The sequence below is a fragment of the Halorientalis marina genome (genome assembly GCF_023028345.1).
Lineage (GTDB): Archaea > Halobacteriota > Halobacteria > Halobacteriales > Haloarculaceae > Halorientalis > Halorientalis marina.
The window spans coordinates 1-12,728 of sequence record NZ_CP095490.1; the positions used below are offsets into that span (position 1 = coordinate 1).

Genomic DNA, 12,728 nt, shown 5'->3' on the forward strand with positions numbered 1-12,728 from the left:
GGGTCCGCGGTCGGCCACCGAGAGCGATATCCGTCGGCAGGGGGAAGCGAGTGACATGACCGACGGCGGCTTCGGCGACGTGACCGAGGACGAACTCCGGGACGCCTTCCGGGCGACGGACTACGTGGCGGACGACGACATCGTCACGACGGTCCTCCTGGCGCTCCGACTCGGCCGCCCGCTACTGGTCGAGGGCGACCCCGGCGCGGGCAAGACCGAACTCGCGAAGGTGCTCGCGGAGGGGTTCGGGACCGACCTCGTCAGGCTCCAGTGCTACGAGGGGCTCGCGGCCGAGAATGCCCTCTACGAGTGGAACTACACGAAGCAGTTGCTCGCGGTCCAGGCCGAGGACGGCGGCGTCGACGACGCCGACGCGTCGGTGTTCACCGAGGAGTACCTGTTGGAACGGCCCCTGCTGGAGGCGCTGTCGAGCGAGGGCGACCGGCCGCCGGTGTTGCTCATCGACGAGGTCGACCGGGCCGACGAGGAGTTCGAGGCACTCCTCCTGGAGGTACTGTCGGACTTCCAGGTCTCCATCCCGGAACTCGGGACGGTCTCGGCCGATCAGCCGCCGGTGGTCGTCATCACCTCGAACCGGACGCGGGGGCTGAGCGACGCGCTGAAACGGCGGTGTCTCTACCTCCACGTCGAGCCGCCGAGCTTCGAGAAGGAGCGGGCCATCGTCGAGCGGAAGGTGCCGGAACTGGACGGCGCCGTCGCGGCGGAACTGTGTGCGGTCACACAGCGGTTGCGCGAGGAGCCGTTCCGGAAACAGCCCGGCGTCGCGGAGACGCTGGACTGGGCGCGGGCGGTCGCGCAACTGCGGGCCGACGACGGCGACGAACCGCTCTCGACGACGGAGATCGAGCACACCATCGGCTGTCTCCTGAAGGAAGTCGAGGACGTCGAGCGGGTCGACGAGACGCTCCTGGAGACGCTCGCCGACGCCGCCCGGGAGACGCGGGTGAGCGAGTGACGATGGTCCCCGCCGAACCCGCCGACGACGACGTGCCCGACGTGGCGGGTGTCCGAGACGACGTGGTCGACGCGCTCCTGACGTTCGTCCGTTCGCTCCGCCGGGCCGGCGTGGACGTCCCCTCGAACGCCGCGCTCGTCGCCGCCCGCGCGCTGGTCGAGGTCGGGTTCGACGACGAGGAGCGCGCGCGAGCGGCCCTGCGGGCGGCGTTCGTGACCCGTGCCGAGGACGTCGCGGCGTTCGACCGGCTGTTCGCGGAGTTCTGGCGGCGACTCGACGCGCACCTCGACGGGGACGACAACAGCGGCGGCTTCGTGGACAACGGTCCCGAGGGCGCGCTCGCGCCGCTGGGCGACGACGCCGGTGCAGGCGAGGAGGCAGACGAAAGCGACGAGGCAGAGACGGGTGACGGCGCGGAGTCGGCGGGGGCGGCGGCGTCGGTCCTGGCGAAGTCCCTCCAACCGGGCCCCGGGTCCGACGAGGAGGACGCGACGACGGCGACGTACAGCCCTGCCGGCCGGCCGGAGACGGTCACCGTCGACGCGGCGCCGCTCGACGAGGACGAGTCGCTCGACGCCGCCGTCGAGCTGCTGGTGGGTGCGCTCGCGACGCTCCGGGATCGGCGCTGGCGGTACGCGCCGTCCGGTCGTCGGGCCGACGCGCGCCGGGCGCTCCGGCGGAGTGTCTCGACGGGCGGCGCGGTCGTGTCCGTCCCGGAGCGAGCGCGGCGCGCGAGCGACCTGCGCGCACTCGCCCTCGTAGACGTGTCGCGGTCCGTGCTCGACACGGTCGATCGTGGGTTTCTGCTGCGGTTCCTGCGGACGATGTCGGCCCATCTCCGGCGGGGCCGAGTGTTCTTCTTCGACAGCGAGGTGCGCGACGTGACCGACGCGTTCGACGCGCCGACGACTACCGCTGCAGTTCAGGCACTCGAGCGAGTTGAGACGGAGTGGGGCGGAGGAACTCGTATCGGCCACGCGGTCGGGACGGTGCGGCGCGATTATCCCGCTGCTGTCGATCGTCGAACAGTGGCTTTCATCGTGAGCGATGGTCTGGAGATGGGCGACGTGAGCGACTTAGAGGATGGAATGACGTGGCTCGCGCGCCAAGCACACTCCGTCCTGTGGCTGAACCCGCTCGTGACCAGTTCTACTTATGAACCGACTGCGGCAGGAATGGCGGCGGCGCTCCCCTTTGTCGATGGTCTGTTCCCGTTCGCTGACGCGGGCGACATCACTGAATTAGCGCGCCAACTGGAACAACATGGGACCAGCGGCCGGATCGGTTTCGAACACGATCCGCGTCGCATGCGTCTGACAATGAATGCACATGATCAAACATAACCATTATAATATACGGATCGTACAGAATGCGAGGTATAGCGGATGACGACGGATGATTGGAGCGTTCCCGAGACGAAAGTCCTGAAAACCATCAGCGAGATACTGGACGGTGATCAGCGAGCGGTACTGGCAACTGTGGTAGCCGTCGAGGGGAGCGCGTACCGTCGTCCCGGCGCGAAGATGATCGTCGCCGACGAGAGTGATGGTGTTGGCTCGATCACCGCCGGCTGCCTCGAAGATGAAGTACTCGCGCTCGCCGACCAAGTGTTGTCCGACGGCGTACCCCGCATCGAGCGGTTCGACCTCACCGGCGACGACGATGTCTGGGGCTTGGGCGTCGGCTGTAACGGCGTCATCGACATCCTGCTCGAACCGCTGGACGCGAGCTACCGACCCGTCGTCGACGCCTACGAGAACGGCAACGACATGGCCGTGCTAACCGTCCTCGACGGCGACGGCGACGTCACGCGCGGCAACCGCGCCTTCGCGTTCCCGAGCGGCGACGGCGACGACCTCGCCTTCGACACGACGGGCTGGCCGGACTCCCTGCTCTCGGCGCTGTCGGACCCCACCGAGCGCCTGCTCGCGTCCGACGCGTCCGACAGCGTCACTGTCGACCGCGAAGACGGCGCCGTCGAGGTGTTCGTCGACAGCGTCACCGCGCCGCCGGAACTGGTCGTCTTCGGCAGCGGCCACGACGTCGCTCCGGTGACCGAGATGGCGAAACGCGTCGACTTCCGTGTAACCGTCGTCACGTTCCGCGGCGCGACTGCCGGGGCGGACCGCTTCCCCGAGGCCGACCGGGTACTCTCGACGTCGCCAGCAACCGTCGGTGAGGCACTCTCGTTCGACGCCGACACCTACGCCGTCGTGATGACGCACAACTTCGTCGACGACCGCCTCGCGCTGGACGAACTGCTCTCGACGCCCGTCGAGTACGTCGGCCTGCTCGGCCCGCGCGAGCGCTTCGAGGAGATGCGCGACGACTTCGCCGAGGAGGGCCGGACCTTCTCCGACGACGAACTCGACCGCATCTACACGCCGGCCGGCCTCAACCTCGGAGGCGGCACACCATTCCACATCGCACAGAGCATCGTCGCCGAGGCAACCGCGGTCCACCACGATCGCGAGCCGCGACACCTCAAGGACCGGTCGGGACCGATTCATGACCGAGTAGAAGTATCTTCTGTAGATGATAATACGATGAGATGACGCGAGAGGCGGCGACGAAGCGTCAATCTAGGGGCGAAGATCGTACGAACGTGAGCAATCACCGTCTCCACCTCCACCCCGTCGAGTGTCTCGCGGTTGATGTACTCCAACAGTGTCTCGAGTTCGTTCGTTTGTGAGATTAGCCAGTCAATGCCCTCCTTATCGCATCCTCGTCGCCGATACCCTCGTACTGTAGGTCGCCCGCGCTCAAATCCGCGCGCGCGACATCATAAAAATCCTCCAAAGGAAGACTTGTGTTCGTGCGTGGGCGTGGCCTCGGGGCGCGAACGTGACCGAGGCCGCAATCCTTGACCGCGTCGTCAGTTCGTTCAACTCCCGTCCGGCGATTGTACGTCTTGTCTAAGGCGGATTGTTTGAGCTGAACGTCCTTGCTGTGTTCGGTGATTCGGTCTTCGGCCCTGCACTCGATGCCCTTTGGATCATCAGTGGCTCGCGGGTTGTACGGGGAGATTGTCACGACCCTGCGGCCAGAAGAAGGTCGGGCCAGCCAAGGATGGCGTATGCGCTATCTCCAAGCACCCAGATCACCGTCTCTTGGGATGCTTGTTTGGACTATGTAAACCCCGCCGCTATCGGAATTTTTGCGCCGGTCGAAAGATCGTACAGCCGAAGCCGAGTAGTACTCTTTGGCTGTTGATAGTAGTTCTATGACGCCGCGTCATTGTACTGAATCGCTTCGGTGTGTGTCGAATCAATGGAGGATATCGAGTCGAGGAGGTCGCCATCCACGGCCTGCTCGACGAGTCGATCGAAGACATCGTCGATAACGTGTACGAGGTCAGTGAGAAAGCGATCAATTGTGCCTCTGGAGGGTGATTTGTCGAGTCACCAATAGTACCAGGCGAGACTGTGCTGGAGTTCTCGTGTGACTGGACCGTGCCAGAGATATCCTCGTAGTAGCAGTGCAGAAAGTCGCGAAAGAGGTCTGGTGGCTGATGAACTCGTGTTCGTCCCTCGAAGTGGGGGCGAACACGTCGTACTCCAGAGGAACCCGAACTCAAGGTGCTCGAACAGCGGTGCTGTCTCGGTAGCCGCGACATTCAAGAAGTCGTCTACCGAAGCTACGTCTTGCAGGGTGTTGGTACTGCTGGACCCAGTTTCCAACTCCTGCGGCCTTCCACGAGAGATTCTCTATGACACGCTTGATAGATACTCACGGGCTTTATATACCTGAAACGTAATAGATACAATCATGATGCCATCTCTCAATGGGAAAACCGTGATTATAACGGGGGCTAGTACAGGAATCGGTCGAGCTACCGCGGTCAAGTTAGCTAATAGGGGCGCGAATATTTCACTTGCTGCACGAAGCGAGGACAAATTGGACACTTTGTCTAGTGAACTAACCGGCTCGGCAGGAGATGTTTTATCAGTCCCAACCGATGTCCGAGATGAGCAGCAGGTTCAACATTTATTTGAAACCACCGTTGATAAATTTGGAAAAATAGATGTATTGATAAGCAATGCTGGGATTTCTCTTACACATGGCAAAGAGCTAGATGAAATAAATACGGAAGAATATCAATCTGTCATCGATACCAATCTCAATGGGACCTTTTTTATGGTCCGTGAGGCATTAGCGTATCTTCGGGAGCAGAACGGTACAATCATATTCATCGGGAGCGGTTCTGCCACAGCGCCTCGACCCGAATTCCCAATCTATGCAGCAACAAAATGGTGGCTTCGTGGTTTTGCTCATAGTATAGAAGCTAGGGAGGGTAAACGCGGAATTAGTATCGTGTTGATTAACCCATCCGAAGTTAGAACAGAAATAGGCAAAGAGACTGGAGAGAGCTTAAAAGACCAATTCGATCCTGGAGAAGCGCTTGAACCTGAAGAAGTCGCTAATGCTGTTGAATTTGCTCTTAGTCAGGAAGAACATACGACTATTAGTGAGCTTAATATTTATCGCCAAGATAAATTATCCGACTTATATACTACAAATATTAGCGAAAACTAATTATTTGTCATTTTTGATGGGTTATAGGATCGTGCAAAAGCATTTGCAGCTGTAGCTTGTAGGGAATGTAATGGTCGGCTCGACAATATCACTCTGGAAAAATTCCAAGAGTTGCGGGAGTAAACAGGAGGAAAAACTCCTCGGAAACAAGTTCTCGCAGCGATTGGCCGTAAGCAAGGCGATCAAATTAACACATCAGCTGAGCACCGGGGGGTTGTCGAGAGAACTATTATCTACTTGCTCAATCGATTCGAGAAAGAACTGATCGAGCAGGTTCTCCTCCGACGAGCCACGTCCAGGCCGCCCCTCGAAACTCGACGATGATGAACGCGAACAGTTATTCGAGGACTTCCAGAATCCCCACCGAACTAGCTACGAATAGCAGGCGTGTTCACCAATGCTGTTGCTCGTGCTTCGTTGAATCCAGGGACAGTGTAGCGTTCACCGTTTGACGACTTGTTTGAGGTTGGAAACTGCGGCGGTCAACGCCAGTTCACGGAACTCGCGGTACCGGACGCTCGGCCTGACAACGGAGCCGTATCGGCACTTAATGGCCGAGAAGGCGGTTTCGGCCATCCAGCGCGGCCCGTATGCCTCGCTGTCCAATCGCGCGTTGTGGGCGTGGTCGTAACCAGCGAACAGCCGGTGTTTCATAAGTGGGCGGACCCCCTCCGCGCGGAGGGGGTCCCGCAGTGGCTGGTCGTCGTAGCCGTTGTCCCCAACGAGACTCACCAGGTCGCCCGTGTCACGTGGCGCCACTCGACGGCCCACCTGGGTATCGTGGGGCCAGTGTGCCGAGATGTGGATGCGCAGGATAGCACACGTCGCGTATCGACCAGTCCCGTCGTTTCAGTGTCCGTATGTCGCGATCCGGGCGTTGCCGGTAGTGGCTGGATACCGCTTCGCGGTCGAAAAACATGGCATCCACTGCGGCACGCTCGCCGGGATCGCACCGGACCGCCGCCCGGTCGAGCAGTTGGTTCGTGGCCGAATCCGAATCTCAACTCAAGGACCGTCGAGCAAGAGCGACCTCGGAAGTACTGCTAGCCCAGCCATCGGTCCGCCTGTCCGAAGAGCCGATGAGTAGAGCGGCCACAGAAGAACAGGTGCGACCGTAGACCAGGAAGTATCCCGACGCTGGCGATGTTGGGATCTCCCAACTAACCAGTAACCAGTGGGTCGAACTCTGGAATGAAGGAGAACTCGGCAAGATGATCAATTACATAGAGCAACAATCTACGGGCCGGAAATTCTAACGGTTGTTATCTGATAGTATAGTTGATAGCTGGTTTTTGTCGCTCACTGCTGTGATGTTGGACTGATTCGCAAATCAGCAGTTACTCATAGGTATGAGGTTGTGATGGGCTAAAGGAGTGAGATAATAATGATGTACTGAGATATAATTAAAAGTATAATTCCGATCGCACCCTTGATCTTCGCTTCATCTATATTTTGAGCAATCTTCCAACCGGTCACCATCATTACTACGAAAGGAATACCGCAAAGGAGGATGAGTGCGAAATCGACACTACCGTCAAGGATGTACCTCGTCGAGGTGACTGATGTAATGATTATTCCTTGTACAAGCCCTGTTCCTATCGCGTAAAGCGGCGAGACGCCAAGGACCATTAACACTGGAATGATGAGACCAGCACCACCAAATCCGGTAGCACCGCTGAGAATTCCTGTTCCGAATGCAATAGTTGCGAGGATCCCTTTTCCGAACGTGGTAAAAATGTCAATTTTAATTAAATCATCTAATTCTCTTTTCTCATGGAGTAGAAGATTTAGACCTAATATTATCATGAGAAGTGACAATACACCTCGAAACAGCGCTATAGAAAGAAATTGATTGACATATTTACCAATCTGGATACCGAAGACGATGGGTGGGATCATCACGAATACGAACCTCCATTTAACATCTGCAGAGTAGATATACGCAGATCCACCAGCAACCGTTCCGAATACAAAAATGGTACTTGATGTTCCTGCAACGACGTTTGGAGAAAGATCCACAACAAGGAGAAGAACCGCCATAATAAGTGGCCCTCCCGCTCCGCCAAGTCCAGTAATAAGTCCAGCTAGAGTGGCAGAAATGATGAGAGTGATTATATCAAAGACACCGTAGCTCCCGAGCCCAATCCCGGTGAGAAACAATTGCATACATGAAAGAGGGGGGCTAAAACAAATTGGATGTAATATGTTCATTTCTCTACTTCTACAATACCAAGCCGGCCAAGAATGATTTTGAACAATAAAAAACAATTGTCGCAGAAGTATTTCAAGCTAATACATTTAACCCAGGGAATACAAAGAACCCTATCCAAATTACTGACAAGATTGCCAGGTACGGTATTGCTTTCATCGCGACATAGAGATAATCAATATCTGTGATTCCGCTGATCACGTACAGGTTGATACCATACGGTGGGGTAATAAATCCGATCGCATCGCTCATCATGAAGGTGATACCCCACACGACTGGGGATAGGCCGATTTCTGTAGCCGCTGCTGCTAACAGCGGCGCCGTAAGTACGAGATTCGGGACAGAAGAGAGTGTCGATCCGGTTATAATGAGAATTACAATCATTGCGAACATAATCAACCATTTGTTACCCAGACTGAGCACAGCATTCGATATGCTCTCTTGAAGCCCTAAGTACGATAGATTTTGTTGAATGAGAACAGACATGATGACGACTGGAATCAGAGCACCCACCAGTCGTAGCGATGTGAATATCGCGTTCGAGATCTGATTGAGTTCATGTATTTTCCCATAGATAATGGAGAAGAAGAGGATATAGACGATTGCGACAGCTGCTGCCTCTGATGGGGTGAAGTACCCGAGGAAAATCCCACCCAGTAGAACAATGATCGATCCCAATCCAATCTTTGCTTTCCACGTTGATTTGAGGACGTCATATATACTGAATTCAAAATCAGGATTAATATCGAACCCTCGCTTCTTTGCGATGTAGGTGTTCACGCCGATTAGACCCGTGAGCATAGCAATTCCAGGGAGGATTCCCGCAAGGAATAGTTGGTTAATTGATATATTGAACGTGACACCATAGATGATAAGTAGGATACTAGGAGGGATTATCGATCCTATGACGCCACCAGCCGCGACCGTGGCAGCAGCATGCTTTTCATCGTAGTTGTTTTTGACCATCTCGGGATGCATCGCTTTTCCAACTGAGGCCGTTGTCGCAGCGTTTGACCCCGTAATAGCTGAGAAAATTCCAGATGTAACTAACGCTGCATTTCCACTACTCCCAGGGAGCCATCCAACTATTGACCTCGCAAATTGTACCAGTTCAGAGGAGATGCCTGCCTCATTAATCAGATCTCCAACAACAATGAACAATGGAATTGCGGCATAGGGGAAACTCTGTAGCTCTTCGAAAGCAGTGATTGAGATATTCGCCATAGGGAAAACAGGAACCTGCAACTGAAATCCGATCACCCAGAGTCCGAATACAAGTACGATTGGGGTACCGAGTGCAAACAATGCTGCACAGACTACGGAGAGCAGTGCCAGGTAGGTGGATAGGTTAATTGTGAGTGCGGTGATGAATTCTATCATATTGATGAATCAGGGGTGATATTCTCGTCGTTTTTATACTCCTTGGTTACATGAACGATCTGCTGGATCGCTCTCACCATCATTAAGATGGTACCTACTGGAACTGACGCATACATCAGATATCGGGGGAAGTTTGTGCCACTAATTACGACTCCGGTAGACACGCGACCCATCAGTACATTGATTGAGAAGTAAGCCACGGATCCAATGACTACGACCCACAAAATTGTATCTACCCAGTAAAGGAGGTAATTCATCTTGTTAGATACCTTCTGCCGACCAAGTGTGAACCGAAAATGGGACTGACTTCGGATAGCCATCGAAGCGCTGAGCCAACAGACCCACGAGAACAACCCGAGAATGGTAGTCAATCCCCAAAGAAGTTGCTCTCCAAATAAAAGGCGGTTTGTGATGTCGTATATGATGATCGCAGTGTATGCGATTAGGAGAATCAATGCTAGGTACCCCTCGAAGTTCTTTTCAAGCTTTGACCTCCATCTGTTGCGCTTCGAAGGACTTTCTCTTCCAAGATCAGATTGGGCCTCGGACATCTGTTATTACACCTCAATTTGGTCAATGTAGTCGTTCCACCAAGTATCAACGGAGAAGTTGTCTAGAGAAGAAGGAACTGCACTTTCGCGAGCCGAATCGTGAAGGTATTCATAGAATCCTTCACCATCTATGCCGAGTTGATTGGCATTTTCGATGATATCGGAATACAGATCAGAATTACCCTCTTTTTTTACCGTTGACTTCCACTCCTCCTGTTCTTGCTCATTAAGTTCATTAACTGTTATTTCTTCTTTTGCAAACGCAGATCCTTCGGTTGGTGGTTGCGTCGCCCCAATTCTTTGTTGATTAACTTCGCTTGTAAGACTTGCCAGTTCTTCATGAAGTTTCTTTGTCTCTTCGGCGATGATTTCCCTATCCTCTGTGGAAAGTCCTTGAAGCCATTCTACGTCTGCCCAAATTACCTCGTTTCCAATAGTCCATTCATTTAGTATTATTTCACCTATGGAGCCAGCCATGCCGAATGCGACGAAGGCCGCATTCCACGATTCTGCTCCATCTACAACACCGGAGCGAAGGCCCTGGACAGTGTCCCCCCAACTTAGGTTCACGGGATTTGCGCCCCATTGGTTGATCGCTTTGGACGCCACACTACTCTGCGTCCTCCGTATACTGAGGCCTTGTATATCACCTGGAGTGCGAAAGTTGTCATCCTGTGATCCTGCAGCATCGGTCCCGACTGCAACATTTCGAAGGTGGGGTACCATGTGATAAAGCGGGATTATCCCACGTTCTTCTGCCAATGGTACCCAGTAATTCTCCCAGGTTTCTTCTTTAACTAAGGTATGAGCAAGTGCCTCACTGCTCGGGAACGTATAGGGGATCAACCAAATATCGTTAGCGGCCCAAGTTGCCGTTGAATTCCCCATTGAAGTTGCGGCAGCTTGGACTACATTTTCCGAAAGTTTCGACGGACAAGTACCCTCGCCACAAATTTGGCTCTCGACTACGACCGATGGTTTAATTCTTCCATCAGTCCGGTTGACAAGTTGGTCTCGAAGCTTGAATACACCCGATGGCTGAGGGCCATCCATTTTATTTGTTTCAGGGAGGAATGCACCAGCGATAGTGAATTCGGTTCCACTGCTACTTCCCTGGTTGGTTACGCAACCCGCCAAAAGTGCCGAACCCAACGCTGCGCCTTTGGTACTATTCAGCAAAAACTGTCTCCTATTTAAGCCACCCATGGTATCGTGGGCCATGGTACGAGTACAGGTGTATGTTATAAAATTGTTGTGGTAGTTAATTAGTATTGAATGAGGGTGTCATAGAAGTATTTCCGAGGTTCAGCGGGACGGTTCGGGATCAACGACCAGATTCTCGGTGAGCATGCTGGCTGGAAGTGGAAACAGTTGGAGTCAGTGGCAATCGAAGCCAACTATCAGGTCAATTGAAACGTGACTCCGATGACTGGCGTAAGATTGCGCGCTCAAACTGGAGGTTACTCCGGATATGTGGCCGGTGAGAGAGCGCTGCCGCTCCAGCGGCAGGCGCTCTCGCCGGGCCTGGCGCTTACCACGGAGAGTAGCTCTGGAGCATGTACTCAGCTAACTCCTCCGCTCGATCTCGATCACATCCTTTGTCGTCGATCAGTCCCTGGATCGCTGACTCCCGCACGATCTGGTTGATTACCTCCTCGAACGACGAAAAGTCTGAGCGGTTCTTACCTGTCTCAAGCCGTCGCCGTACCACGAATGCATGGGCTAACATCACCACCGCGAGGTGGTGATGAGTCCCCTTCCACGTTCGGCCCTGATACTCGTCAGCGCCAAGATTCTGCTTGATGTCTCTGTGGAACTGTTCGACGCACCACCGGACTTGTGCCCACGACACTAACTCTTCTAGAGATGCCTCGTCAACCCCCCAACACATCCATGCTTTGAGTTCACCCTCTTCGCCATCCTCGTCTTCGTCGTCGGCTTGTTTCAGCAGTAACCACCCTGTTTCGTCGCTCACCCACCCTGTATCTCGTCGTTTCACCTCTCGAATCCGTGTTCGATAGAACTCACCAGAGAGGGATTCCTTGGTTCCCTCATTCCACGTAATCTCAGTCCAAGCGTCGTCGCCGAGTGCCTCAGCGACTTCCTCTGGCGTTTCTGAACTCACGTCGTCAGGATGAGCGGCATGCTTCCGGTTAGGATGATCGTCTGGGTGGATGAGATCAGTCTCTTCAGGAACGAATCGAAACTCCGTAGGCGAGACCTCGACAACATATGGTTCGGGAATCGCCCGGAGTTTCCGTCTGAAACTCCGGGCTTCCCCAAAGTGTCGATCAGCAACGACACAGCCGTGATCGACGCCAGCTGCAACCGCCTGTTCGATGAGATTCAGAGCTATGTCGGGCTTAGACTGGTGTTCAACGTCAGCTGGGACACCTGCGTCCTTCCGTCGCTGAGCGTAGCGTTCACGTTCTTGTGGACTGTCGTAGTCTGCGTCATCGTCACCAGTCCACTTCTCGGACAAGAATAAGCGCATCCCGAGTGGCCAAGTGAGTTGATCGGCATTCTGCCGCTCGCCAGGTCTGGCGAGCGTGCAGTTAGCCGTGACTTGGCAGTTATCGAGTTTTCCAGTTGCACCACACCACTGACGGGCGACGCCGACGCTTTCGTCGCCTGATTCGGGATACCCATGCCATCGACAATCAGTGCGGCCTCTTGGCCTTGGATCGCTTCGGGAACGCGTTCCCGAAGCTCGCTTTCGACGTTCTCGTGCGCCCACGGGCTCTCACGAACAAACCGTTCGAGCCGTTCTTGATCGATATGCATTTTCTCAGCGATGTCGGTGACGGTGTTGGAACTTCCGGGGCGCAGTAGGCCCCGGAAGTACCGGCCTACATTCAGCCACGTTCGTTCGTGTTTTGGCCACGATGATCCATCTGCCCGAGTTGTGAATGCTGTTTGGTAGTCGCTGAGAAACTGTAGCCCTTCCGCTTGCTTCGGTCTTGATTCGCTCATCTCGGCTCAGCCGACTCGTCCTGTGCCTGAAAATCAACTGCCGGAATTAAACCTCGGAAGTACTGCTATGACACGCTCAGTATTGAATTGTTGTTCCCATACT

9 protein-coding genes and 2 pseudogenes are annotated in these 12,728 nt (G+C 55.1%); 4 read left to right on the plus strand and 7 right to left on the minus strand.

Annotated features, from left to right (window positions below; translation table 11 throughout):
- Nucleotides 1-55 precede the first annotated feature (55 nt).
- From MUG96_RS21485 to MUG96_RS21495, 3 genes are read left to right on the plus strand one after another with little or no spacing between them, the layout of a single operon-like run.
- Complete coding sequence (locus MUG96_RS21485) at nt 56-976, plus strand: AAA family ATPase (protein WP_246989693.1); 921 nt, start codon at nt 56-58, stop codon at nt 974-976.
- A 2-nt stretch (nt 977-978) separates the two neighbouring features.
- Nucleotides 979-2,319, plus strand: coding sequence for a VWA domain-containing protein (locus MUG96_RS21490; protein WP_246989694.1), 1,341 nt, complete (start codon nt 979-981; stop codon nt 2,317-2,319).
- Between the two features lie 42 nt (nt 2,320-2,361).
- Nucleotides 2,362-3,531, plus strand: coding sequence for an XdhC family protein (locus MUG96_RS21495; protein ID WP_246989697.1), 1,170 nt, complete (start codon nt 2,362-2,364; stop codon nt 3,529-3,531).
- A gap of 207 nt (nt 3,532-3,738) precedes the next feature.
- Here the strand turns inward: MUG96_RS21495 and MUG96_RS21500 are convergent.
- Nucleotides 3,739-4,656 (minus strand): annotated as a pseudogene (locus MUG96_RS21500) (transposase).
- 88 nt (nt 4,657-4,744) lie between these two features.
- Here MUG96_RS21500 and MUG96_RS21505 point away from each other — a divergent pair.
- Nucleotides 4,745-5,512 (plus strand): SDR family oxidoreductase, encoded by a 768-nt coding sequence (locus MUG96_RS21505; protein ID WP_246989699.1) that lies wholly within the window; start codon nt 4,745-4,747, stop codon nt 5,510-5,512.
- Between the two features lie 441 nt (nt 5,513-5,953).
- Here MUG96_RS21505 and MUG96_RS21510 read toward each other — a convergent pair whose 3' ends face one another.
- The 6 genes and pseudogenes from MUG96_RS21510 to MUG96_RS21535 all read right to left on the minus strand — a co-directional run bounded on the left by MUG96_RS21510 (nt 5,954) and on the right by MUG96_RS21535 (nt 12,625).
- Nucleotides 5,954-6,328 carry a transposase gene (locus tag MUG96_RS21510; protein ID WP_373222141.1) on the minus strand — a complete coding sequence of 125 codons (375 nt, stop codon included), beginning with the start codon at nt 6,326-6,328 and terminating at the stop codon, nt 5,954-5,956.
- Nucleotides 6,329-6,877: 549 nt separating this feature from the next.
- Nucleotides 6,878-7,678 (minus strand): sulfite exporter TauE/SafE family protein, encoded by an 801-nt coding sequence (locus MUG96_RS21515; RefSeq protein ID WP_246989703.1) that lies wholly within the window; start codon nt 7,676-7,678, stop codon nt 6,878-6,880.
- 118 nt (nt 7,679-7,796) lie between these two features.
- Complete coding sequence (locus MUG96_RS21520) at nt 7,797-9,101, minus strand: TRAP transporter large permease (RefSeq protein ID WP_246989705.1); 1,305 nt, start codon at nt 9,099-9,101, stop codon at nt 7,797-7,799.
- The gene (locus tag MUG96_RS21525) at nt 9,098-9,652 is read right to left on the minus strand and encodes a TRAP transporter small permease (protein WP_246989708.1); all 555 of its coding nucleotides are present in this window, start codon (nt 9,650-9,652) and stop codon (nt 9,098-9,100) included. The genes MUG96_RS21520 and MUG96_RS21525 overlap by 4 nt, the downstream gene beginning before the upstream one ends.
- Nucleotides 9,653-9,658: 6 nt before the next feature.
- On the minus strand, nt 9,659-10,873 hold the full coding sequence (locus MUG96_RS21530) for a TRAP transporter substrate-binding protein (protein WP_246989711.1): 1,215 nt from the start codon (nt 10,871-10,873) through the stop codon (nt 9,659-9,661).
- A 310-nt stretch (nt 10,874-11,183) separates the two neighbouring features.
- Nucleotides 11,184-12,625: pseudogene (locus MUG96_RS21535) on the minus strand (IS701 family transposase).
- Nucleotides 12,626-12,728 lie beyond the last annotated feature (103 nt).

Bases quoted from the DNA above. Each gene is read 5' to 3' on its own strand.
- MUG96_RS21485 (WP_246989693.1), top strand. From the start codon at position 56: ATGACCGACGGCGGCTTCGGCGACGTGACCGAGGACGAACTCCGGGAC.
- MUG96_RS21490 (WP_246989694.1), top strand. From the start codon at position 979: ATGGTCCCCGCCGAACCCGCCGACGACGACGTGCCCGACGTGGCGGGT.
- MUG96_RS21495 (WP_246989697.1), top strand. From the start codon at position 2,362: ATGACGACGGATGATTGGAGCGTTCCCGAGACGAAAGTCCTGAAAACC.
- MUG96_RS21505 (WP_246989699.1), top strand. From the start codon at position 4,745: ATGATGCCATCTCTCAATGGGAAAACCGTGATTATAACGGGGGCTAGT.
- MUG96_RS21515 (WP_246989703.1), bottom strand. From the start codon at position 7,678: ATGCAATTGTTTCTCACCGGGATTGGGCTCGGGAGCTACGGTGTCTTT.
- MUG96_RS21520 (WP_246989705.1), bottom strand. From the start codon at position 9,101: ATGATAGAATTCATCACCGCACTCACAATTAACCTATCCACCTACCTG.
- MUG96_RS21525 (WP_246989708.1), bottom strand. From the start codon at position 9,652: ATGTCCGAGGCCCAATCTGATCTTGGAAGAGAAAGTCCTTCGAAGCGC.
- MUG96_RS21530 (WP_246989711.1), bottom strand. From the start codon at position 10,873: ATGGCCCACGATACCATGGGTGGCTTAAATAGGAGACAGTTTTTGCTG.